The 24,148-nt window shown below is 49.6% G+C and carries 22 protein-coding genes; 12 read left to right on the top strand and 10 right to left on the bottom strand.

Annotated elements, in window-relative coordinates:
- Positions 1-49 precede the first annotated feature (49 nt).
- Positions 50-760 (top strand): Uma2 family endonuclease, encoded by a 711-nt coding sequence (locus tag PSE6802_RS0109405; RefSeq protein WP_019499806.1) that lies wholly within the window; start codon positions 50-52, stop codon positions 758-760.
- On the opposite strand, the gene PSE6802_RS28375 is transcribed toward PSE6802_RS0109405, so the two are convergent.
- The 4 genes from PSE6802_RS28375 to PSE6802_RS32565 all read right to left on the bottom strand — a co-directional run bounded on the left by PSE6802_RS28375 (position 752) and on the right by PSE6802_RS32565 (position 9,462).
- The gene (locus PSE6802_RS28375; protein ID WP_019499805.1) at positions 752-1,294 is read right to left on the bottom strand and encodes a hypothetical protein; all 543 of its coding nucleotides are present in this window, start codon (positions 1,292-1,294) and stop codon (positions 752-754) included. The two genes, PSE6802_RS0109405 and PSE6802_RS28375, sit on opposite strands and share 9 nt — an antisense overlap.
- Positions 1,295-1,430: 136 nt before the next feature.
- Positions 1,431-3,188, bottom strand: coding sequence for a DUF3352 domain-containing protein (locus PSE6802_RS0109395; RefSeq protein ID WP_019499804.1), 1,758 nt, complete (start codon positions 3,186-3,188; stop codon positions 1,431-1,433).
- Positions 3,189-3,281: 93 nt separating this feature from the next.
- Complete coding sequence (locus PSE6802_RS35300; RefSeq protein ID WP_263970335.1) at positions 3,282-3,416, bottom strand: hypothetical protein; 135 nt, start codon at positions 3,414-3,416, stop codon at positions 3,282-3,284.
- Between the two features lie 121 nt (positions 3,417-3,537).
- Positions 3,538-9,462: a DUF7035 domain-containing protein gene (locus PSE6802_RS32565; protein WP_019499802.1), complete on the bottom strand. Its 5,925-nt coding sequence runs from the start codon at positions 9,460-9,462 to the stop codon at positions 3,538-3,540.
- Positions 9,463-10,182: 720 nt separating this feature from the next.
- Between PSE6802_RS32565 and PSE6802_RS33325 the strand changes: the two genes are divergently transcribed.
- The 6 genes from PSE6802_RS33325 to PSE6802_RS0109355 all read left to right on the top strand — a co-directional run bounded on the left by PSE6802_RS33325 (position 10,183) and on the right by PSE6802_RS0109355 (position 14,347).
- A complete protein-coding gene (locus PSE6802_RS33325) occupies positions 10,183-10,353 on the top strand; it encodes a hypothetical protein (protein ID WP_156815476.1) in 171 nt (56 codons plus the stop codon).
- A 19-nt stretch (positions 10,354-10,372) separates the two neighbouring features.
- A complete protein-coding gene (locus PSE6802_RS0109375) occupies positions 10,373-11,782 on the top strand; it encodes a UDP-N-acetylmuramoyl-tripeptide--D-alanyl-D-alanine ligase (RefSeq protein WP_019499800.1) in 1,410 nt (469 codons plus the stop codon).
- Positions 11,783-11,868: 86 nt separating this feature from the next.
- Positions 11,869-12,756: an urease accessory protein UreD gene (locus PSE6802_RS0109370; protein ID WP_019499799.1), complete on the top strand. Its 888-nt coding sequence runs from the start codon at positions 11,869-11,871 to the stop codon at positions 12,754-12,756.
- A gap of 26 nt (positions 12,757-12,782) precedes the next feature.
- Positions 12,783-13,433, top strand: a complete 651-nt coding sequence (locus PSE6802_RS0109365) for a Uma2 family endonuclease (RefSeq protein WP_019499798.1) — start codon at positions 12,783-12,785, stop codon at positions 13,431-13,433.
- Between the two features lie 71 nt (positions 13,434-13,504).
- A complete protein-coding gene (locus tag PSE6802_RS0109360) occupies positions 13,505-13,807 on the top strand; it encodes an urease subunit gamma (RefSeq protein WP_019499797.1) in 303 nt (100 codons plus the stop codon).
- Between the two features lie 225 nt (positions 13,808-14,032).
- On the top strand, positions 14,033-14,347 hold the full coding sequence (locus PSE6802_RS0109355) for a 2Fe-2S iron-sulfur cluster-binding protein (RefSeq protein ID WP_019499796.1): 315 nt from the start codon (positions 14,033-14,035) through the stop codon (positions 14,345-14,347).
- Here PSE6802_RS0109355 and hemF read toward each other — a convergent pair.
- The gene (gene hemF / locus PSE6802_RS0109350; RefSeq protein ID WP_019499795.1) at positions 14,344-15,366 is read right to left on the bottom strand and encodes an oxygen-dependent coproporphyrinogen oxidase; all 1,023 of its coding nucleotides are present in this window, start codon (positions 15,364-15,366) and stop codon (positions 14,344-14,346) included. The two genes, PSE6802_RS0109355 and hemF, sit on opposite strands and share 4 nt — an antisense overlap.
- Before the next feature lie 150 nt (positions 15,367-15,516).
- On the opposite strand from hemF, the gene aroH reads away from it, so the two are divergent.
- Together aroH and PSE6802_RS0109340 are read left to right on the top strand one after the other, a co-directional pair.
- Entirely contained in the window at positions 15,517-15,897 is a 381-nt protein-coding gene (gene aroH / locus PSE6802_RS0109345; RefSeq protein WP_019499794.1) for a chorismate mutase, read from the top strand.
- Between the two features lie 11 nt (positions 15,898-15,908).
- Positions 15,909-16,514, top strand: coding sequence for a hypothetical protein (locus PSE6802_RS0109340; protein WP_019499793.1), 606 nt, complete (start codon positions 15,909-15,911; stop codon positions 16,512-16,514).
- 101 nt (positions 16,515-16,615) lie between these two features.
- Here the strand turns inward: PSE6802_RS0109340 and fabD are convergent, their stop codons facing one another.
- From fabD to PSE6802_RS0109330, 3 genes are read right to left on the bottom strand one after another with little or no spacing between them, the layout of a single operon-like run.
- Entirely contained in the window at positions 16,616-17,500 is an 885-nt protein-coding gene (fabD, locus tag PSE6802_RS0109335; RefSeq protein WP_019499792.1) for an ACP S-malonyltransferase, read from the bottom strand.
- Entirely contained in the window at positions 17,497-17,634 is a 138-nt protein-coding gene (locus tag PSE6802_RS33320) for a hypothetical protein (RefSeq protein ID WP_156815475.1), read from the bottom strand. Before PSE6802_RS33320 ends, fabD begins: the two co-directional genes overlap by 4 nt.
- 51 nt (positions 17,635-17,685) lie before the next feature.
- On the bottom strand, positions 17,686-19,734 hold the full coding sequence (locus PSE6802_RS0109330) for an elongation factor G (RefSeq protein WP_026103193.1): 2,049 nt from the start codon (positions 19,732-19,734) through the stop codon (positions 17,686-17,688).
- A 374-nt stretch (positions 19,735-20,108) separates the two neighbouring features.
- Here PSE6802_RS0109330 and PSE6802_RS0109325 point away from each other — a divergent pair, with 374 nt between their 5' ends.
- Positions 20,109-20,618: a GNAT family N-acetyltransferase gene (locus tag PSE6802_RS0109325; RefSeq protein WP_026103192.1), complete on the top strand. Its 510-nt coding sequence runs from the start codon at positions 20,109-20,111 to the stop codon at positions 20,616-20,618.
- Here the strand turns inward: PSE6802_RS0109325 and PSE6802_RS34730 are convergent.
- A complete protein-coding gene (locus PSE6802_RS34730) occupies positions 20,602-20,871 on the bottom strand; it encodes a hypothetical protein (protein WP_225902751.1) in 270 nt (89 codons plus the stop codon). The two genes, PSE6802_RS0109325 and PSE6802_RS34730, sit on opposite strands and share 17 nt — an antisense overlap.
- Between PSE6802_RS34730 and PSE6802_RS0109320 the strand changes: the two genes are divergently transcribed.
- On the top strand, positions 20,771-21,199 hold the full coding sequence (locus PSE6802_RS0109320) for a cupin domain-containing protein (protein WP_225902720.1): 429 nt from the start codon (positions 20,771-20,773) through the stop codon (positions 21,197-21,199). The two genes, PSE6802_RS34730 and PSE6802_RS0109320, sit on opposite strands and share 101 nt — an antisense overlap.
- A gap of 130 nt (positions 21,200-21,329) precedes the next feature.
- Positions 21,330-21,752, top strand: a complete 423-nt coding sequence (locus tag PSE6802_RS0109315; RefSeq protein ID WP_019499788.1) for a hypothetical protein — start codon at positions 21,330-21,332, stop codon at positions 21,750-21,752.
- Positions 21,753-21,754: 2 nt separating this feature from the next.
- Here PSE6802_RS0109315 and recJ read toward each other — a convergent pair whose 3' ends face one another.
- Complete coding sequence (gene recJ / locus PSE6802_RS28365; RefSeq protein WP_019499787.1) at positions 21,755-24,115, bottom strand: single-stranded-DNA-specific exonuclease RecJ; 2,361 nt, start codon at positions 24,113-24,115, stop codon at positions 21,755-21,757.
- Positions 24,116-24,148 lie beyond the last annotated feature (33 nt).

Genomic DNA, 24,148 nt, shown 5'->3' with positions numbered 1-24,148 from the left:
CCCATGCGCCTAGCTAGTGTACCCACTTAGTTAGTTTTAGTTGCTATACATGACTCTTTCTAAACCACCAATCTCGTCGCTGCCGTTGCTGGAAAATGGCGATCGCCTCACCCGCGCTGAATTTGAGCGCCGCTATAACGCCATGCCCCACTGCAAAAAAGCTGAATTAATTGAAGGAAGAGTTTACATGCCATCTCCTGTTCGAGCACAAAAACACAGTAAACCCCACGCCACAATCATTGGTTGGTTATTCAATTACTGTCAGGTCACGCCTGGTATTGAGTTGCTTGACAACCCTACAGTAATTCTGGATGAGGATAATGAGCCTCAGCCCGATGCCTGTTTGCGGCTTGAAGAAGCGGTAGGTGGACAATCGCGCATTACAGAGGACGATTACATTGAGGGCGCACCGGAGTTGATTGTGGAAATTGCTGCCAGCACTGTGTCCTACGATCTGCATGACAAAATGCAGGTGTATCGTCGCAGTGGGGTGCGGGAATATCTCGTGTGGCGGGTAGTGGATCGCGCCCTAGACTGGTTTATCTGGCAAGAGGGCACGTACGTCAAGCTGCCTGTAGATGACGATGGCACGATCCGCAGCCGACTGTTTCCTGGACTATGGTTAGCAGTAGAAGATTTATTGGGGGGAAACTTGGTAAACCTGGTGGCAGCGCTAAATCTGGGGTTGGCTTCCCCAGAATATCAGGATTGGCGACAATGGTTGGAGGCGAAATTGTCCGGCCACGAGCCATCAAAATAAATTTGTTATCTCAGAACGCGAATCCTGAGTTTCTAGACTCTCGAGGTCTGGATATTCAAGCACGTAGACGCTCTCTTGGCACATGGCCTTAAGTTTATCGACAAACAGGGAAGAGTCTGCTAGCAAGCCCATCTGCTGCATCGCCGTTTGATGAGTAGGAGAGAAAAGTTTTGGGGATTTAGTTTGGGTGGATTGGGTTGACTCAGTCTGCGATCGCCGATCCTGGGGGGTCGCGGTTCGGTTAGATGCGTAGGTTACTTTACGCGGTAAACTGGGCATCAATGGGGTAAAACCTCCACACACCAGGCGTTCAAACTCGCGGGTAAACAGACAATATGGTTCACCTCGACGCTGCCAAGATGCCAGAATTTGATCTACTGAAACAGCCTTGTACCTACCTCGATATAGAGCTTCGATAATTGCCAATCGCACCCAAGCAGGGTCGTATTTGCACCACAACTCGGTCAACTCTGCAATTGAATAATCGCCGAGATCGAACCCATAGTATTGCAAGAGGGCGAATACGATATCCATGTACGCTGGTTGAAGTTACTTACTTACATGTACCTAAGACAGCACCTATGCGATCGCTTTGACCGGAAATGTCCATGCTAATCGTAACATTATGCCACACTTCAGATTTGAGCTGAAATGTCAACATGCAATTGGTCTAATTACCAGGAACTGGCTTGAGCGTAAATAAGAAATCTAAGCGCGTAATGCGATTGTCAATTGTAGTGTTTGTTACGGCAATGCCACGAATAGCATTAAGTAGAGCTTTGGTCTGCGCATATCCCTCGCTGGTTTTTGCATCGGATGGCAGCAGTTTCTCTGCAATTGTGAGGGCATTTTCCATATTCAGATAGAAGTAGCCGCCGTTATTCTTGGGCAACCCGGCAGTCAAAACCTGAAAGTCACTGCTATCAGGTAGTTTCTTGCTTGGTGATGGAATTAAAGTTTCCGAAAGATCGCCCATTGCCCAAAATGCATGCGTGTCGTCGATAAAACCGTGAGAGGCAACCGTGGAAGTACCAATATTCCAAGTGACAATCTGCTTGCTGGCTAGCTGTTTGCTCTTAACTTCAACCCCTTGGGGGATCGCGCCACTTACCGATGATTCAGCTAGTCGATCGAGCTTAGTCAGCATTTTCGTAGTGGCATTGCGATCGCTAGTTTGCATCAGCACGACTAAACCAAAGCCAGGATTTGCCAATAACCCTCGATCGGCAGGAATTGCCGCGATCGCAAATTCTCCCGTCATCCACTTCAAGATATCTTTTTCGAGATCGAGTTGGGTGGCATCTTTGACAGCTTTGCGTATTTGTTGAGTTGCCTGTGCGGATGAGGGATTGCTTTTTGCCTGTGCGGTAATCTCTTGCCACGATCGCTGCAAATTATTGCCGGAAATCAGCAGAAATGTTTCCTGGGGCAATTTGCTCGTAACGCTACTGGTGCCATTCTGACTATCGTTGGCTTGTTGATTCAAATTAGAATCGTTTTTGGGATAGATGCTCAGCTCCATCCGTATACCTTCTTTTTGGGTTCCAACCGCCAGGGTAATAGCATCGATCTGCTTGCGCGACGCTTCCACCACTGGTTGGCTGAGGCTAACTTTAGCGTTAGAGCCAATAAACTCCAGGGCAATGGAGCCATCTAAATACATTTGCACCAGTGGATCGTTAATGTTACTGCGACGCTCGGCTCCAAATACATTGGTAAAGTTAGTCTTTTTGGCAAGAGATGGCTTCTCGCCTTTGTACGTGTCAAAGGTTTTTTTGATTAATTCGGGGCTGGTGGCGATCGCGATATACCGACCGCCAATATCAGCCGTAACTACAGTACGCCCCCGCTCCCGCGTGGGCGACTCAAAGTAGCGCAGATCCTTATATTCTTTGGGACTGAACTTTGCCCCTTGCTTAGTTAATGCATTGCGGTACTTGGCCAAAAATGCCTCCGATTGGCTGCTGTCATTGGTACTGGCAATTACCAGAGTCCCAGGCGGGCTATTCGGCTTTTGCGGATCGCTTACTAGTGCCATGACTGCTTCTCCGCCCAGCCAGGGCTGCACGTCTTTGCTAAAGTCAGTTTGACTCTGGCTGAGCAAAACACCAAGTGGAGACTGCTGCATTGAGTCTTTCAGCAACTTTTGCGATTCTGGCGTACCAAATTGATTGAGTTTTTGCCAGGGTTCCCGTTTCGTGTTGAAGGCGATCGCAACCTGAGCGTCCTGCGGAATAACTGTAGCGATGCCCGTGATGCTGTCGGTGTTTTGCGATCGCGTCAGGAAGAAATATCCCGCTACGCTACCCGCAGCCATTGCTGCTGCGCTTATCCCCCCAATTAGCAAAACTGGAGTCTTCTTCTTTCTCGGAGTTTTTTTCTTTTTGATGGCAGTAGGTTTAGAAGTAGGTCGATCGGACTTAGTCATAGTGAATTAATTGCGTGAGTTAGCGAGGGGAATTTTAAAGCTTAAATTTTAACCCCACAATCGCATAATTTCGGTAGTGTTTTAGATCTGTTGCTAGGCTCCAGCGATCGCCGATCCCCCTGCCAAGAGCGACTGCATCCGATCCGAACCTCCAAACAGACTTTTAACACTACAAATATGTTTCAGCGACTTAGCTAGCAATTGATATACAACTGCACGTAATGCCATCGCATCGCGCTCCATCAGTATGGATCTGGTAGTGAAAGAACTTCAGCAAGCATGGCAAAACAGAAGGAAGGGGTGCTGAACATAAAGATATTCAACACCCCAACCATATATTATCCAGGAGTTATACTGCCACAAAGGAGGCAAGAGTCGGAACAGCACCCTGCACCACTGCTACCAGGTCAGAGCCTAGATACAGTGCCTTGCCCGTGACACCCGTAGGCAAGGTGCCACCAATTGTTAAGACATCGCCGTTATGGGTTTGGATGACATCACCCACACCAAAGTCCGTTATGAGTGCGTAGTCTGTCGTTCCTCCTCCCAAATAATACGTTCTGGTTGAGTCGCCCAGGATAAAGCGATCGCTCCCCGTTCCCCCTGTCAGCTTATCGATTTCATTTGCTCCGAACCCAATGATGGCATCGACACCAACCAGCGTGTCATTGCCTACTCCACCATTGAGAGAATCATTGCCTGTTAATCCCGTTAACAGATCGTCCCCTCCTAAACCAGAAATAGTGTCGTTGCCAATCGTACCTGAGAGCGTATCGCCGCCAGCAGTACCGAGAATAAGATCGTCATTTTTAATCGTGCCAGCAGCATCGCCGGTAGCAACAATAGCTCCATTTGTAGGATTTGACAGCGTAACTGTAAAGTTCTCATCTAGTTCTGCGGTTGTGTCTCCTTTGACATTGACCGTGACGACTTTGCTGGTTTGACCTGCGGCAAAGCTGAGCGTACCTGTAGGCAGCGTGCCGCCAAAGTCAGTTGCATCAGATGGGTTAGTTCCGCTACCCGTCACTGCCCAGTTGACGTTGTTTGCAGCAGTGGTGTCGCCCGTGCGCGTTACCGTGAACGTAAAGGCTTTATTGCCTGAATTGCCCTCAGCTTGGTTGGCATTAGTCGCGGCGATCGCAAAGGTAGGAGCATTATCGTCATTGCGAATCGTACCTTTGGCAGTTGGCGTGGTGATGGTGGTGCCCGCCGTGGGATTGGAGATGGTAACGGTGAAGTCTTCGTCTGACTCCCGAGCGATGTCTCCTTTGACGTTGACCGTGACGACTTTGCTGGTCTGACCTGCAGTAAAACTCACCGTACCTGTGGGAAGAACTGTACCAAAGTCGGCAGCATTGGCAGGGTTAGTACCGCTACCCGTAACTGAATAGTTAACAGAGGTGCTGCCAGTGGTATCGCCGCCGCGAGTCACAGTGAATGTGAATGCTTTTGTGCCTGTGTTTCCTTCTGCTTGTACGGCATTGGTGGCAGAAATGGCCAGGGTTTTATCATCATTTTGAATTGTGCCAGTAGCACTTGCTGTGGTTATAGTGGCTCCACTGCTGGGATTGGATATGTTGACGGTAAAGTCTTCGTCTAGCTCGCCAACGGTGTCGCCGCTGACATTCACCGTTACTGTCTTGATAGATTCGCCCGCCGCAAAACTAACCGTGCCCGAAGGTAGCACACCGCCGAAGTCGGCAGCATTAGCAGCATTAGTACCGCTTCCTGCTACCGAATAGTCAAAGGTGGTATTACCGTTGATATTGCCACTGCGGGTGACTGAGAACGTGAAGGCTTTTGTGCCGCTATTGCTCTCTAGTTGTACGGCATTGACAGCAGAGATCGCTAGGCTGGAAGCTCCATCATCATTTTGAATTGTGCTTGTAGCTGTAGCAGTGGTAATAGCCGCCCCACCTGTAGGATTGCTGAGCGTGACGGTGAAGTCCTCGTTTGTTTCAAACCCTACATCTCCACTGACAGGTACCACAATCGTCTTAAAGCTCTGGCCTGGGGCAAAGCTGATGGTACCGATGGGAAGCGCATTACCAACGAAATCGGAAGCGGTGGCGGCGTTGGTGCCGCTACCGGTGACGGCATAGCTGACATCCGTGGTGCCTGTAATATCGCCGGTGCGCATCACAAGAAAGGAGAAAGCAGTAGTACCGCTATTGCCCTCTATTTGTTCGGGATTGGCACTAGAGATAGCAAGGCTGGTAGCGCTGTCGTCGTTCTGGATCGTGCCTGTAGCGACGGTAGTGGAAATAGAAGCGCCGCCGGTGGCATTGCTGAGCGTCACGTCGAAGGTTTCGTTGGGTTCCAGAACGATATCGCCGCTGACGGGCACCACGATGGTTCTGGTGGTTTCGTTGGCGGCAAAACTCACCGTGTCGGTGGGTAGGGTGCCGCCAAAGTCGGCAGCGTTGGCAGCGTTGGTGCCGCTTCCGGTTACGGCGTAACTAACATCCGTCGCGCCTGTAGTGTCACCGGAGCGGGTGACAGTAAAGGTGAGGTTGGTGGTGCCGCTGTTCCCTTCCAGTTGTGCGGTATTGACCCCAGAGATGGCGAGACTGATGTTGGGGATGACGGTTAGCGCAAAGACATCGCTGACGGAAAAGGTGCCATCTGATGCGGTGACTTTGACATTGATATTGCCATTGCCTTCGAGGGGTGTGCCGCTGAACGTGCTGGTGTTGGCATTAAAACTCAACCAGGTGGGCAGTGGGTCTCCATTTTCCAGGGTGGCGGTGTAGGTGAGCGTGGCATTATCCACATCGCTGAACGTGTTGGCGGGAATGGTAAAGTTGAAGGCTGCATCTTTTTTGGCAGTTTGGTCGGCGATCGCAGTTGCGACCACGGGCGCATCGTTGATGGGGGTAACTGCGATAGAAGCAGTGTCAGAAGCCGCAGACAACACTGGACTGGTTGGGCTGAAATAAGTATAAGTTCCTGCTGTGCCTACGTATTTATCCCAGGCTTTAAAGGTAAAGGTTGGCGTGCCATTGTAGTTGGCATTGGGGATAAATCGGATCGAGTCGGTGCCATCCAACAAAAGCACCTTGTCAGCATTTGCACCACTGAAGTCGATATTTGCCCAGCTTCCACTGCCAGCTTTGTACTGCCAGTGTCCGTTCGTATTATCAACGCTCGTCACGGCAATAGCCTCGGCGGCTGCCCCTGAAGGCACATCGGGGTCGGTAATCGATCCATCAATGATAATTTGGGCGACGGTGTTCCCTACAGGATTGGTTGAATCTTCGGGAATGGCAGTTAGGGTAGGTGATTGATTTGCATCCAGAACTAGCGCACTGTTCGTCCCTTGAGTAACCGTGAAGGCAAGCTTGCTGGTATCGATACCGAGTGCGGTCAGGTCGCTGCTGTTGTAGGTGCGATTGTTACCGCGATCGTCATATAGCCGGAGGGAGTCAAACGTCCAGACTCCCGGCTGGGAATTGGTGGCTAAATTACGTGCTCCGGTATAGGTGCCCGCCAGTTCGGTGCCGCTGGTCAGGTTGTTGGGGTCGCTGAGATCCACATAGAAATCGTATATTTGACCGCTGGGACTGCGGAAAATGACGGAGCCAGACTGAAAGCCGGAACTGTCATCGGTGACTTGTAGACTGAGCCTGATGCTTGCTTCGCCGGAACTGAGATCTACGCTGGTATTACCGATTAAGCTCAGACTGACTGGCGTTGGTGCCTGGCGATCGGCGGAATTGGTAACCGTGAAGTTAAGCGTGCTGGAATTGATGCCGAGTGCGGTCAGATCGCTGCTGTTGTAAGTGTGAGAGTTACCGCGATCGTCGTATAGCTGGAGGGAGCTAAACGTCCAAGTTCCCAACTCGGAATAGTAATTTAAATTACTCGCCCCGGTATAAGTTCCTGCCAGTTCTGTACCACTGACCAGATTGTAGGGGTCTTTGAGGTTCACCTGGAGAGATTGGCCGCTGGGAGTGCGGAAAGTGACGTAGCCCTGGTTAAAGCCAGAACTGTCGTCAGTGACTTGCAGATTTAGCCTAATGCTTGGGTCGGGGGAACTGACATCCACGCTGGTATGGTTCAAGCTCAGGCTGACTGGCGTTGGTGCCTGGCTATCAGAGTTGGTAACCGTGAAAGAAAGGGTGCTGGAATCGATGCCGAGTGCTGTCAGGTTTCTGCTGTTATAGGTCCGAGAGTTACCGTTATCGTCAGTTAGCTGGAGGTAGTCAAACGTCCAGACTCCCGGCTGGGAGTTTGCAGATAATTGCCCTGCCCCAGTATAGGTTCCTGCCAGTTCTGTGCCACTGGCCAGGTTGTTGGGGTCGCTGAGGTTCACCTGGAAAGATTGACCGCTGGAATTGCGGAAATAGACGGAGCCAGACTGAAAGCCAGAGATGTTGTCGGCAACTTGTAGGTTCAGCCCGATGCTGCCTTCACCAGAACTGAGATCCACGCTGTTATTGCGCAAGCTCAGATTGGTTAGTGTTGGTGCGGTTGTGTCGGGGTCTGGGGTCGGCGTAGATCCACGGCTAACTGTGAAGGCAAGCGTACTGGGATCGATGCCGAGGGCGGTCAGATCGCTGCTGTTGTAGGTGCGAGAGTAAAATCTATCGTCGAATAGCTGGAGGGATTCAAACGTCCAGATGCCCGTCTCGGCAGAATTAGATAAATTATTGGCTCCGGTATAGGTTCCTGCCAGCTCAGTGCCACTGGTCAGGTTGTTGGGGTCGCTGAGGTACACGCTGAAATCGTATATTTGACCGCTGGGACTGCGAAAAGTGACGGAGCCAAAGTTAAAACCAGAACTGTTGTCGGTAACTTGCAGATTGACCCCAATGCTGCCGTCGCCGGAACTGACATCCACAGTGTTATTGCGCAAGCTGAGATTGGTTAGTGTTGGTGCCTGTGTATCAACGGAATTGGTAACCGTGAAGTTAAGCGTGCTGGGATCGATGCCGAGGGCGGTCAGGTCGGTGCTGTTGTAGGTGCGAGAGTTACCGTTATCGTCAGTTAGCCGGAGGAAGTCAAACGTCCAGACTCCCAACTTGTTGCCATAATAATTATTATCAAACACCTCGACGGAATAGGTGCCCGCCAGTTCTGTACCGTTAACCAGATTGTTAGAGTCGTAGAGGTTCATATATAAATATTCACCACTGGAATTGTGGAACATGGCATAGCCATCGGAAAAGCCAGAAATGTTGTCAGTGACTTGTAGATTGAGCCCAATACTACCTTCGTTGGAGCTGAGATCCATGCTGTTATTGGTCAAGCTCAGATTGGTTAGCGTTGGTGCCTGGCTATCGTAATTCGAGTTAGTAACCGTGAAGGCAAGCGAGCTGGGATTGATGCCGAGTGCGGTCAGATCGCTGCTGGTGTAGGTGCGCTGGTTACCGCGATCGTCGGATAGCTGGAGGGATTCAAACGTCCAGGTTCCTACCTCGGAATTGGAATATAAATTGCTCGCCCCGGTATAGGTTCCAGCCAGTTCGGTGCCGCCGATCAGGTTGTTGGGGTCTCTGAGGGACACACCGATAGATTGACCGCTGGGACTGCGGAAATAGACGTATCCATAGTTAAAGCCAGCACTGTCGTCCGTGACTTGCAAGTTGAGTCCGATGCTGCCTTCGCCGGAACTGAGATCCACGCTGTTATTGCGCAAACTCAGATTGATTGGTATTGGTGCGTTTGTGTCGGCAAATATCCCAACATACTCATCCATCGCGGCGGGCAGAAATGCCAACTGGTATGGCATGGGAGCTACCTGTAAAGCCCAATCCCCTCCCAACAAAGCACAACCAGTCTTTGTAGTCGATGCCGCTACGCTCGCTCCAGTCAGTTCGCTTAGGCGAGCCACCAGAGCCAAACCTCGCTCTCCTTTTGCCACCTCGCAACCGTAAATCAGCAGTTCAGCACCAGCCGCCAACGCTTCCGACCAGGCTTGTAAGTCCAGAGCATAGCGATCCAGCGTTTCCACACTCAGCCAGCTATTTCCCAGTTGCATGCCGCCAGACGAACCATGCGAGACAACGTGCAGACTGGCGACGTCTTGCCGTGTGGATAGGATTTCCGTAATTTGCTTAACGCCATCGCGCATCCCATCCAGCACTACTACCTCAACGCCAGATCGCACCCCAGCAACCAGACTCGGATAGTCCGCCACGCCCGAATCGATCAGGACGATTTCCTTAGCGTCCAACGTTCGCGAGTCATCTTTAGTGCCGAGAATTGACAAGTTGAGGCTTAAATCTGTTGACAAGAGTAGAGAGTTGCTAGATACATCAATTGCGGCCATATTTTTTTCACCTTGATTGGGTTAAAGTGTGGACAAAAAATGGGATAGAAAAACTTGCAAGCAACAATATTGGGTATGAATTGCATACGGGTTGCGAAGAAATAAAGATTTTCAGCAAAAAACTACCAGCAATAGATAGCCCTCCAAATCGGCGTTTGCGGGGGCTTACCTAGGGGGATTTCGGTAATTTCTCAGTGAGAAATCTCTTATAATGAGCGATTAGGTTAGGAAAGGATAACTGCGATATTTCAGGCGATCTATCCTTCACGAAATCTACATGGGTGGGCACGTAACTGTAGGCAGCAAAAAATTAGTCTCATCTGCCGCCATAACACCGCTAGACGAACGCTGAATTCCGTATCTATCGAGAGTCTTTTTAAGTAGGCTTTTTAGAATTTGAACAGACTACGGTAGTCCTAAATATGGGTAGAAACTTGAGCCTTGGGGCTGCGTCCCCCATAAGCAGATAACTTGCGATCGCTATATATTTCTCATTAAGTCTCTAGTTTTATGGATTAAGAGTAATTTACCCACATCTAGGAAGAAGTTATCATGGCGTCCTCCATAGATTAAGAAAAGCAGCGATCGCCTTCTCATTGCTAATTAGCGATCGCGGTTATACTGTTACAAAAGATGGAATAACACCCTGCTTGACTACTTTGTAATTTAGCCAGCTTAGCAATCCGAATCCCTTATATACCCTAACTCGGCAGTTTCGCCATGACTACCAACCCGCCTATCCTCACCTATACCCTGGAAGAAGTCTTGACCCGCTTCGAGCAAAAGATGGACAAGCAATTCTCCGACATTAACCAGAAGATGGACAGGCAATTTGTCGGTCGCTTTGATTGGTGGTGCTGCCAAGCTATTCGGCATATTTCCAACAGCTAAAGTTTGATGATAGAGAAAAATGACCTGTAAATGTACTGTAGGCGATGCGATCGCCGCAATGTCAGCCAAATTCGCGAATGTTAATCCCCAAGCCCTGCTAACAGGAATTTGCACTGACAGTCGAAAGCTCCAATCTGGGCAGCTATTCGTCGCACTCGTGGGTGAAAATTTTGACGGGCATGAGTTTGTTGCCAGCGCGATCGGCCAGGGCGCGATCGCTGCTGTCGTGCAAGCCGATCGCTTCACAAATAACGCCTCAGACTTACCATTGCTAATGGTGGACGATACCCTCACCGCCTATCAAGCGATCGCGAGTTGGTGGCGACAAAAATGCAATTTACCAGTAGTGGCGGTAACTGGTTCCGCTGGCAAAACCACTACCAAGGAATTAATTGCAGCGCTACTCGGTTATTACACCGAGCCAGGCAAGTCAGTCCACAAAAGCGCTGCCAACTACAACAACGACATCGGTGTTGCCCAAACTCTTTTAGCGATCGATCCCAGTCAGCACAGCTTTGTGGTGGTGGAAATGGGGATGCGAGGGCTGGGGGAAATTGCCCGACTAGCCCGCGTTGCCCAACCTGATGTGAGCGTAATTACGAATATCGGTACGGCGCATATTGGCAGACTCGGTTCTCAAGCAGCGATCGCGACCGCTAAATGCGAGTTGTTAGAGCAAACTCCCCCAGACGGAATTGCAGTTCTCAATGGGGAAGATGACCTACTCATGAAAACCGCTGGACAGGTTTGGCACGGACGTACTCTCACCTATGGATTAGATGCAGGCGATATCAATGGCGAATTGCAGGGAGATATTTTGTGCGTGCGGCGAGTGGGGCGAGTGGGACAAATGGCGTGGCAGATGCCCATCCCCGGTCGCCATAATGCACTGAATTTTTTAGCCGCGCTGGGGGTTTTACAAGCATTGGATCTGGACTGGTCGGTGACTGCGTCAAGTTCAGACCGCATAGAGAATCTCAGCATGCCAGCGGGGCGATCGCAGGTATATCACCTCGATCGAGACATCACAATTCTAGATGAGACCTATAACGCCTCTCCAGAGGCAACTATTGCCGCTTTACATCTATTGGCAAGCACTCCCGCCCGCCGCCGCTGGGCAGTTTTAGGCACTATGAAGGAGTTAGGTGAGATGTCTAAATCGCTGCATGTCAAGGTGGGCGAAACCGTTCGCAACTTAGGGATAGATCGTCTCTTAGTTCTAACCGATGGAGAATCAGATGCAATTCTGCTGGGTGCAGGCCGAGATTTTCCTGGTGCCAGCAGCGGTTCCACCCATGCCGAACTTACCGAAATCCTGCTTAAATTAGTAGAACCTGGCGATCGCCTCCTATTCAAAGCATCCCGCTCCATCGGCATGGATCTGGTAGTCAAAGAATTTCAGCAAGCATGGCAAGCCCGTAGTAGTTAGTTTTCGATCGCTAAACGAGATCGCATGCAGGTTGTACGATCTCGTTGTCATCACCGTTCGCAACTTATGTTTGAAGGTAGTGCCAAATGATTGGACAGGAAAGTTCTATCGCCAAACCGCCAACCGATCGCAATGTTTGGCATGGCAAGCTCGAATTGGATTTTGCAAACCGAGATGGCGCGACACACGTCAAACACAGCTACAGTCAGGCTCCTTGGAAACTGCAAAGACCTTTTTATCCCGAGGGCGATCGCATTTGCCATAGCGTCTTGTTGCATACAGCGGGAGGTATGGTGGGGGGCGATCGCCTCAGTGCGGAGATTAACCTGGCGGAAAATACCCATGCCCTAATTACCACGGCGGCAGCCGCCAAAATCTATCGCAGTAACGGACTTATCGCCCAGCAATCAACCAGGATTCAAATTGCCGCTGGTGCGTATTTGGAGTGGTTGCCCCAGGACAGTATTATTTTTGACGGCGCTATCTACAATCAACACCTGCATGTCGAATTAGCACCACAAGCAACCTGGTGCGGTTGGGAAGTCTGTCGCTATGGACGGACGGCTAGAGGGGAAAGCTTTTTGTCAGGACAAGTGCGATCGCATACAGAAGTATGGCAGCAAGGGCGACCGCTCTGGATCGATCGACAACGACTGAGCGGTGGTGCTGATACAATCCACAGCCCTCATGCCTTGGCCGGACAACCAGTGGTTGCCAATTTGGCATTTATCGGACAGGTTATACCAACAGAAATAGTAGAACAGGCGCGAACTTTGGTAAAGACTGCGATAAAAGGTGAAATGCAAGGCGAATTTGGCGTGACACGGCTCGAACAGGGGATAATATGTCGCTATCGCGGTGCATCCAGTCTGGAAGCGCGCACCTGGTTAATCGCAGTATGGCAAATGTTGCGAGTGTCATTCATGGGATCGTCTACTTGCATACCAAGAATTTGGCAGCATAATGTTAACTAGCCGAAAGTTAACCACCCGAGGTTCCTATGATCCAAGTACAACCAAAGCCATCCGACCAGGAAGATGAAGAATTTGAACCGAAGCGAATAACGCTGGAAGAATTCTTCGAATGGTATCCCGATCGCGGCGGACGTTACGAACTTAGAAATGGAGTCATCGTTGAAGTGCAACCCACAGGCCCCCACGAACAAGTAGGCGGATTTCTTACCCTCGAAGTTGGGTTTCAAATTAAGCAATATTCTCTACCGCTTATCATTCCCCGTCAGTGCATTCTTAAGGGGTGGGACGATGACAAATCTGGATTCAGTCCCGATGTCGCTGTCCTGCACGCCAATGCACTTTCCGAAGAACCACTCTGGAAAAAGCGCTCTACAATTACCAAAGGTACTTCCGTTTGTCTCGCTATTGAAGTAGTCAGTACCAACTGGCGCGATGACTACCTGACCAAACTGGGCGAATACGAAAAATTGGGCATTCCCGAATACTGGATTGTAGACTACCTGGGTTTAGGCGGTCGCCGCCTCATTGGCAATCCCAAACAACCTACAATTACTATTTGTCAGTTGGTAAATGAAGAATATCAGTTGCAACAGTTTCAAGCTGAGGAACGGTTGGTTTCGCCAGCTTTCCCAAATCTGAACCTCACCGTGTCGCAAATTGTTCAGGTGGCGGAGTAAGGTAGGCGATCGCCTGCTATACCTGCTATATGATTAACTAACTTAGAATACCCTCAAAAGCAAAAACACTTATGGAGTTAACGCCTCAAGAAAAAGATAAGTTACTGATCTTTACTGCGGCACTGGTAGCAGAACGCCGCAAGCAGCGCGGCTTAAAACTCAACTACCCCGAAGCGGTTGCCTACCTAACAGCAGCAATCTTGGAAGGAGCAAGGGATGGACGCACTGTAGCCGACCTCATGAGTTATGGCACGACATTGCTAGGGCGCGACGATGTCATGGAAGGCGTACCGGAGATGATCCATGAAGTACAGGTAGAAGCAACGTTCCCAGACGGTACCAAACTAGTAACCGTTCATCATCCCATTACGTGAGAAGTTAAAAAAGTTTAACTAAACTCACTCTTGGCCAAAACTGCTTCACAATGGTTGGCATTATTAGTTTGTTGGCTATATAGCGATTTTCACTTGAGAACAGTATTTTTGGGGTGAAGGGGTTCCACCCCTTCTTGGGGCAACGCCCCCACCCCGCTACTCACCTCCGATCTGAAAACCGCTATAGCTATATTTACAACTAGCGACTGAGAGGATGCAGATCGTATGGCAGTTTACAATGTTCGACTAATCAACGAAGCTGAAGGGCTTGATGAAACTATCGAAGTAGATGAAGACGAGTTCGTGCTTGATGTGGCGGAAGCGGAAGGGATTAACTTACCCTTTAGCTGTCGTGCAGGCACCTGCTCTACCTGCGCTGGCAGAGTCATAGAGGGCGATGTCAAAGAATCGGGCGGCAACCCTGACATGTTCTTTAACTCCGGGCAAAGGGCAGCCGGCTTCCGACTTTTATGCATAAGCTACCCTACGTCTGACTGCACGATTTTAACTAATCAAGAACCCAACATCTCGCAGTTTTAGCTCCCTTCGACCCAGTTAGCCCAGTCTTGCGGCTTGAGGAACAGATCGTAAAGCTGGGCTTCCGGGGTGTTGGGTTGGGGATGGTAGTCGTATTCCCAACGCACCACTGGTGGCAATGACATTAAAATCGATTCCGTCCGTCCATTTGTTTGCAGGCCAAAAATGGTGCCCCGGTCGTAAACCAGGTTAAATTCCACATAACGACCGCGTCGATATAGCTGAAAATCACGCTCGCGATCGCCCCAAGGAGTATCCCTACGTTTCTGTGCGATTGGCACGTAGGCAGGCAAAAACGATCCCGCACAGTCCTGGATGAAACTAAATAACTCCTGCCAGGAGCGCTCGGGTACTTCCCCGATGCGATCGCTGAGTTCGAGCGCCGCTTGCTGCTTATCGCCTTTATAGAGTTTGCCTCTGCCATCTTGATAGTCAAAGAAAATACCGCCTACACCGCGCATCTCTTGACGGTGGTTGAGGTAGAAATATTCATCGCACCATAGCTTAAATACAGGGTAGTAGTCGGGGTTGTGGCGATCGCAAGCTGTCTTGAGCGTAGAATGCAGGTGATGTGCGTCTTCCGCGAAACCGTAGTAAGGAGTTAAATCCAAACCACCACCAAACCACCAAACGGGGCCTGCCTCAAAATAGCGGTAATTGAGGTGGACGGTCGGGACATAGGGGTTGCGGGGATGCAGCACCATCGAAGTGCCCGTGGCATAGAAGTCATGACCGGTGGCATCGGGACGTTGCTTGACAATGCTGGGAGGTAGATGCGAGCCAAACACCTCGGAGAAATTCACGCCACCTTTCTCGAAAACGTTGCCCTCAGCCATCACGCGCGATCGCCCGCCGCCACCTTCGGGACGCTCCCACTCATCCTGGCGAAATTTTGCCTTGCCGTCGAGTTCTTCCAGTCCGGCACAAATACTATCTTGCAGTTGTTGCATGAACTGACTGACCTGAGATCTAGAATCAGTTGGCACTTGAGGCAGGGGAGTTTGTATGGTGCTGGTAGTCATAGTTAGTGTCAATTGCGCAGTGTGAATAGCTTGTAGTACTAAGTACCCATACAAACTTACTATAAAGCGATCGCAAAAACCGATCCTAACGGTGTAACTAAATATTATGATCGTTGGAGTCAGGTTAACTTGAGTCAATGGTGATGTAGCGTGGGATGGCGTATTCGTGGCGTTCGTGGAGCGACAACAGTAGCGGAAAATTCAGTGGCGGCTGTTGAGGAAGCAGTGCTGGAACTGATGGCAGCACTGGAAGCTAGCAATCAAATTGACCCCAAGGATATTGCGAGCGCTACTTTCTCGGTCACGCCGGATATCGACGCGATCTTCCCTGCCAAAGTTGCGCGATCGCGTCCCCATTGGGAGCACGTACCCTTGCTTGATGTCCAGCACATGCACGTTGAGGGCGACCTACCCCATTGCATCCGGGTAATTTTGCACATCAATACCCCCCTAGAGCAAGAAGCCATTCAGCACGTTTATCTAAATGGAGCCAAACACCTCAGACCGGATCTAAAGCAAGTTGAGTTTTAACCTGCAAATCTATGGCTTACAGTGATTTCACTCTTAAAAGAATCAAGTCAGATTTTGGTTTGCAGACCGTTGAAAATTTGTCTCTTTTTTCGGCGATTAAAGCTCTGGAAATAAGCGATCGCCTCAGTCAAACATTAAAGCGCAACGTCCCTTTAGCCCTTGCCATTAATACAGAAAAAGCCCGCTCGGAATTAATTATTATTAATATTTTGCTTGAAGTCAAAGATAAATTATCCGACGAAGTAAGTTTGTTCTCGGGCATTGACTTCAATGTCGATAAAGAAAAAGGACTCACAGGATTTTGCGATTACATTATCAGTAGTTCGCCGGAACAACTATATTTGGAAACACCCGTCATTACGATTGTTGAGGCAAAAAATGAAAATATCATTTCTGGAATTGGTCAGTGCATAGCTGAAATGTATGCAGCCCAAATTTATAATGAGAAAGAAACCGCGAATATATCGTCAATTTATGGTGCTGTTACCACTGGGGACGAATGGAAATTTATGAAGTTAGCAGAGAATAAAGCTTATATCGATCTCGATTCGTACTACATAAATGAGGTTTCCAAAATAACTGGCATCCTGGTAGAAATGGCTCTACAAAAAGCTTAAATATAGCTATAGCCAACAGGCTTAGGATTGGGGCGCAGCCCCCACACCCCCTGTCCTAACAGATCTGTCTACGGCTATAACTGGATTTATTGAGATTAGGTTTAGCGAACTAACTCATTGAGTTGCTCTAGATTGCTGATATTCGCCAATTGCAAATTTGGTGCAGTCCGCTTTAGCAATCCCGTAAGCACTTTGCCAGCGCCGACCTCGATCGCTCGTTCGCAACCAGATTCACCTAGATACAAGCTTATTTCGCGCCAACGCACGGGAGAGGTAATTTGGACGCTGAGGCGATCGCGCAGGGTTTGTGCTGAAGTCGTGGCATCAGTTGGTTCGACGTTGGATAATACCGGGATCTGGGCATCCCGAAACTGAATTTGGGCGAGGATATCGGCAAATTTCGCGGCAGCCTCTGCCATCAATGGCGAGTGAAATGCGCCACTCACTGCTAGGGGCATTGCCTTTTTGACTTTAATTTGCCCGCAGACGCTTTGCACTGCCTCAACTGTTCCAGAAATTACTACCTGTCCGTCGCTGTTGTCATTGGCAAGTACCACATCCGGCGTATTGGCAATCAGGTCTTCTAAAGCAGCGCGATCGAACCCGATCAGGGCAGTCATGGCACCACCGCTCGCGCCTGACATCAGCAGCGATCGCTGCTTGACTAACTCTAAACCAGTAGCAAAGTCAAATACGCCAGCACTGTAGAGGGCAGAATATTCGCCCAGGCTATGTCCAGCCACCACATCAGGTGTATAGCCTTTGGCTTTGAGCAGATCGCTCAGAATGGCGGAGATCGTATAAAGACAAGGCTGCGTGTATTCTGTCTGCGATAATTCGGCAATGTCGCCCTGACACTTTTCGGCGATCGACCACCCTAAAATTTCTGCGGCTTTGGCAAACTTATCCTGCCCTACCTCTAGCAAGTCCATGCCCATACCTACGGCTTGCGAACCTTGTCCTGGAAATACCCACGCTGTTTTCATAAAGTGACTGTCAAACGATTCCGATCGTAAAAACATAAACGCACGGATCTCACGTTACCGCAGAATGGTGTCGCGATCGCAAAACGCGATCGCGACCTTTTAGGATATAACCCCGATAGATTCAGGGCAGGCACGGGGCACTGCTCCTAGGATGGCAGATATGGCGCTTGCGAGAAGAAATCTACCTATTTGTGGTTCTTGCCGTTACTTGTAGGTGCGTTGCTAGTTGTTAGCACCCGCTCTGCGAGCTTTTCAGGCACCTCCTGGAGATGATGGAATTCCCAATGGAAAAATCCCACTCCCATAGTTAGCGATCGCAACTCCACAATTAGATCGTGCATTTCTGCCTGCGGCAGATAGGCTAAAACCCGATCCCAACCATGCCAATCCTGTTTGGCATCGTAGCCCAGTACCTGACCGCGACGACCGCTAATCAGGCGCAAAGCCTTGGGAGTATAGTCGCTGGGAATGGAAATCTCGATCTGAGCGATCGGTTCTAGTAAGGTCGGTTCGCACTTACTCATACCCTCTTGCATAGCTAGCCGTGCTGCCTGCTTAAATGCCTGCTCTGAGCTGTCCACCGAGTGATAAGACCCATTGGTTAATGTCACAGAGACATCCACTACGGGGAATCCCAACGGCCCATGTGTCAAGTACTCGCGCACCCCTGTTTCTACTCCAGGAATGTATTGCCTGGGAACTACGCCGCCCACAATTGTTTCTTGGAAGCTGATGCCTTCGCCGCGCGGCATGGGTTTGATATCGAGATAGACATCGCCAAATTGCCCGTGCCCACCGGATTGGTGCTTATAGCGACCGTGAGATGAGGAAGATTTACGAATGGTTTCTTTATAGGGAACCTGTGGCAAGTGGGTGGACATGTGAAGGTTGTACTTGCGATGCAGTCGATCTAAGGCAACCTGAAGGTGAATTTCTCCCTGGCCCCAGAGAATAATCTCGCGGGTGTCGCCATGTTGTTCCCAATAGAGTGAGGGGTCTTCTTCCAGCAGCTTACTCATAGCACCGCTCAGCTTGACTTCATCGTTGCGATTGACTGGAGTAATGGCAAGGGCAAACACCGGGGCGATTTTGTCCGCTCTAAGCAGCTCGGGGCTACTAGGCTCAAGACCGAGCGTATCGCCAGTTTTAACGCCTTCCAGACGACCCAGGGCAACAATGTCCCCAGCGGATGCTTGCGGTGTGGGTATGGTCTGAGCGCCTAACAGCCGATACATGCCGCTGATCCGACTGCCATTAATCGTCGCTCCATCCGATAGAGTCCCTTGCCAGACCCTTACCAACGAGAGCTTGCCACCCTGAGGATTGGAATAGGTTTTAAGCACTTGGGCGATTGGGGTTTGGCTCTTACTGCCAAGCTTGCGTCGTTCAGCCGTAACTTCAGGTTCGGGAGCTTCGCGCAGTAGGGCTGCCAGTAAGGGACGAGCGCCATAGTCCTGCTCGGCCATACCAATGAAGACTGGGACGATTAGATCGGCTCCCAATTCCATCTTCAGATCCTGGATAATTTCTTCTTCGGGAGGGGTAATTTCTTCTAGTAGCTCTTCCAGCAGGTGGTCGTCAAAATCAGCGAGAGCTTCTAGCATTTCAGTTCGAGCAGCTTGCTCCTGCTCTTTTAAAGCTTCAGGGAAGGGAATGGGATCGGCTGGAGCGCCAGAGTGATATTGATACGCCTGCTCGGTTACCAAATCGATAAAGCCAGTTACCTGACCTGACTGGCTAATGGGATATTGATGCGGAACTAAAGGACGAGAAGAAACCGTTTTCAGGGCGTTTAGCACGTCCATAAAGGCAGCATTGGCACGATCCATCTTGTTGATAAAAACTAGATGGGGGATCTCCCAATCATCTAAAAACTTGAATAGAGGTGCTAAGGTGAGAACGCGATCGCTATCTGGTTCGCAGACGACGATGGCGGCATCTACTCCTACCAGGGCATTGTAGGTTTCCTGAGCAAACTCAACGGAGCCAGGGCAGTCTAGAAATGTAAAGTTAATACCCTCATATTCCAGAACCGCAGTGTTGATTTCAACCGTCATGGAGCGATCGCGGGCTTCGGGGGAACTATCGCCAACGGTATTGCGATCTGAAATGCGCCCCTTGCGAGAAATCGTACCTGTAACAGATAACAAACTCTCCAAAAGTGTGGTTTTCCCACTTAAGTAGGGTCCGACGATTGCCACGTTTCGCGAACCCGAGATACCTTTTTGGTTCATAATATCGATCCCTCCTTGGGAAAAATAGGTTGAGCCCATCGCAGGCTGACTGACCTTAATTCCTGCTGAAAGCACCCCATACACACCAATATGCCATCAGCTCAATAGGCTCAAGTTTTATATCGAGACCATAGCGCGATCGCGATCCCTATGTCAGAAAATCATGGTTTCTCTTAAGAAAATCTTTACCAAATGTTAAATTTCCGCAACAACTATGGCAATTTATTAACCTGTCATATACGTTTTGAAGATGCAGACAAGACTAAGAGGTTAACTTAACCAGCTTCTTAAATGATGTTAATTGGAATTCGTTGACTTTTGCCGATCGCCTCTCAAAAGTCGGTAAATTTTTCAAGTCTGGGGAAATAGTAAGTATGGAAGTTCGAGTTGAGAAACCAGAAGATGTAGATGCCGTTCGCAAAGTTAATATTGCCGCGTTTGGGCGAGAAAGCGAAGCGAACTTAGTCGATCGCTTGCGAGGTTCTGTATCTACGCTTTCATTTGTTGCTGTGGAATCCGAACAAATTATCGGACACATTTTCTTTAGTCCAGTCACGATCGCAGGAAATTGCCCAGACGATTTACTCGTTTTGGGGTTAGCGCCACTGGCAGTGGTTCCCGAGCGCCAGCGGCAAGGAGTTGGGTCGTTGCTGGTTCGACATGGCTTAAACGAGTGCGCTAAGTTGGGTAGCAAAGCTGTTGTCGTGCTGGGACATCCGGAGTACTATCCCCGGTTTGGATTCGTACCAGCCAAAAAGAAAGGGTTTGGATGCGAGTACGCAGTACCGGATGAGGTGTTCATGCTACTGGAGTTGGAAAATGGCGCGCTGGAAGGATATAGTGGAACGGTAAAGTATAGGCCAGAGTTCAAGGAATGCGAATAGCGATCGCGCTCAGGATCGCGTTGCAGCAAAACGGCTCGGTCTTCTTAGTTAAGCTACAATGGTTTGCGCCCACCAAATCCGTCCTTTGAGCGGCGAATTGAGAGGATATTATGAAGCGATCGCCAATTTCAGCAACATCTATTGCAGCGCCAATGGGCAAGACGATATATCCAGAGCCGTATGCTTCATCAGTCAAAGGACGACTGAAACGCAAACTGGGTGATGTCTTCGGTCTGACTAATTTTGGAGTCAATTTGACTCATCTTTCTCCAGGTGCAATGTCCGCTCTGGCTCACAGTCACTCAAAGCAAGATGAATTCATCTTCGTTCTCGAAGGAACTCCAACGTTGATTCTAGGAGAAGAGGAATTCGTTTTGAATCCTGGCGACTGTTATGGCTTTAAAGCAGGTACGGGCGTGGCTCATCACCTTGTTAATCGATCTAATGAAGAAGTGACATATCTTGAAATCGGCGATCGCGCGGAAGGAGATGAAGTTGAATATCCCAACGACGACCTCAAAGCCACCCAACTAACAAATGGCGTATGGAAGATGACACACAAAGACGGTCGTCCATATTAGATAATAGATAATGCCCTATAGGAGCGCGATATGACAAACGTCATGGTTAATTTCGTGACCTTCGACTCATGCGATCGCTCTGCACAACTTCTACCATAAGGCTATCAATTACTCATCATCTGTAGACCTTATGAACCTGAACCTGATGCTCCTAGCAATCGCCACTGCCGCTACTGCTGTTACTGTCGCTATTCATCCTGTACCAGTAGTACAAGCCAATTCCAATAGGATTGCCCAGACATATCCAGCTCTCAAAGGTATCCAACTCACTTCCGCACAGCAGGAAAAAATACAGCAGATTCGTCAAAACGCGATCGTTCAACTGAGTAATATTCTCACACCAGACCAGAAAACAACTGTATTAAATGCGATCGGTAATAACGAGGACTTACGAACTGCGATCGGCGAACTCAATCTTTCCAGCGACCAGAAAAGTCAGATCGGGCCGATCTTGCGATCGACATATCAACAAATTGCAAACGAACTGACACCAACGCAACGAAAACAGATGCAGCAAAATGTGAGAGCCTTAATCATGGGACGTTTTAGGTAATTTTAATGGCACTGTTCGCCTGTGATAGCATAAACCGCTATAAGGCTTAATAATTGTCGATCGAAGTATCGCTGTTGAAATGATAGTTCGTTGACGGCATTGATGAATTTTTGGGTGGCACAAATTGCCGTTTCTTGAGACGTTGCTGCCGTATCTACAAACTGCATTTGCAACGATGGGTTAGTTTGCCGATCTGGCGCGATTTGCCAACCATAGGCGGCGATCGCGTCCAGTCCTAGTTGCAATGCGGCATCTTCTAGATGGAGTTGCGATCGCAGTTGCGATCTGGAGATCGCCTTACCCGTGCGGCTGAGATATTTGGCAATCCCGACGAGCAAACGCCAGGCTTTCGTACCATTGCTTTGCTCGGGTGGGGAGTATGTCAGGACTAAGGGCTTGTGGTGGCTCGAAGCTCGACCGAGCCAGTACTCGATCTCGCGCCAACTGGTGGGACAGCGATCGCAAATAACGACTTCACTCATATCAATACTCATATCAATAGAATCGATGGAATCGGTTTGCGACTTACCGCGCCAGTCCAGTATTTTGACTTGGTGGGTAATTGCTTCGCGAATGCTGAGATGGGTAGCAATCGTCTTGGCATAAGCTGGGAGATTGAAACTATTCTCTAAATTATCGCGATCGCCAGCTAATTCCACAAAGTCAATCAAACGAACTGTATAAGTTCGTTTAGAGGGATTATCTACTAATTCCACGATTGCATTACATTCACCTGCGGGTAACTCGTAGCTGTAATGCCCCCACCAGTCGCCCTTGATTCTACCCGTGCGATCGACTAGATCGAATTCTGTGCGAATGTATTCTACCTTCTTCCCTTTAAAAGTTTTGATATTGGCATTAAAGATATTCTCAAAGCGGCAGTTGGAAATCAGAAAACGAGGGGCGGGATTGCCCATGCCATAGGGTTCGAGTAGCTTGATCTGCCGAAATAGATTTTGTCCGAGTTCGGAAATTGTCAGTTTCAAATCGATCTCTAGAGGGTGGATTTGCATTTGACCGTTATGTTGCCAAAAGCGATGGTTGAGAGCTTCGCGCAGAAGCGAGAGATTGACTGTGGGCAGGCTAAACCCAGCAGCAAGTGGATGTCCCCCAAAACTTGCGAGCAGATGTTCCTGCCCCTTAATCAGTTCGTACAGATCGATGCCCGCGATAGAACGGGCGCTACCGCGAGCTAATTCAGCTTCGCTATTACAGAGGATAGTGGGACGATTGTAGGTACTGGCAACCTGCCCCGCCACTAATCCTAAAATCCCAACCGGCCATTGGGGATCGTCTAGGACGAGAATCCCTGTAGTAGATAAATCGACCCGATCGATCTTTTGCTCTACCTGACTTAATATGCGCCTTTGCAGTGCTTTGCGTTCGGTATTGGCCAGCTCTGCTAGCTCTGCTAATTCCTGGCAAATCTCAGGATCCTGACTGGTGAGTAACTCTACGCACTTACGGACATCGCCCCAGATGCGACTGATGGAGTTGATGCGGGGAGCGATACCAAAACTGATATCAATGGCGCGATCGCCAGCCTTTTTACACTGCTCTAATAGAGACTTGATGCCGGGACGGCGTTTTTGGCGGAGAATCTCGATGCCCCTCTGTGCCAGGTAACGGCAGTCTCCCACCAACTGCACCAGATCGGCCACTAAACCGATCGCGACGAGATCGAGTAAATTCTCTAAAGGCTCCACTGCGGTGCGATCGATCGGCATCCCCTCATACAAAGCTTCCACTAGTTTGAAAGCAACTGCCACGCCTGATAAATGATAGAGTGGGTGAGTAGGTTCTAGATAGCGCGGATTGACGATCGCTACCACAGGCGGGCGCTCGGCAGGCAAAGTGTGATGATCGGTAACGATGAGATCGATGCCAAGCGATCGCGCGTAAATAATCTCATCCAGGTTAGTGCTGCCCGTATCGCAGGTAATAATTAACTGGCAATTATGTTCGGAGTGCAGTCGCTCGATACTCGCTTGCGATAATCCATGAGATGCCACCAGGCGATCGGGGATGTAATAAAACAATCTGCGCTCCTGAGGAAAGAATTGTCCCAAACCTTCCCACAAGACGGATGTAGCTGTAATCCCATCCGCATCAAAGTCACCCCAAATCAACACCTTCTCATCGCGCTCGAAAGCTTGTTTAATGCGCTTAACTGCCTGTTGCATCTCGGCACCAAAGGCAACCGCGCTTGTGGGCGTATAGGCTGCACAATCGAGAAATGCTTCGACGCGATCGCGATCGCGCCATCCCCGCTGCCAAAGTAACTGGGCGGCATAGATACCCGCGCGATCGACTAACCAGGTTGGCGGTTCTACAGGTGGAATTAATTGCCAATTACTAGCCATATTCACCAGTCTCTAACTAGGAGATGCTTGAAT

The organism is Pseudanabaena sp. PCC 6802 (assembly GCF_000332175.1).
Lineage (GTDB): Bacteria > Cyanobacteriota > Cyanobacteriia > Pseudanabaenales > Pseudanabaenaceae > PCC-6802.
The sequence above is the reverse complement of the archived record's forward strand: the minus strand, read 5'-3'. Positions and strand labels throughout refer to the sequence as shown.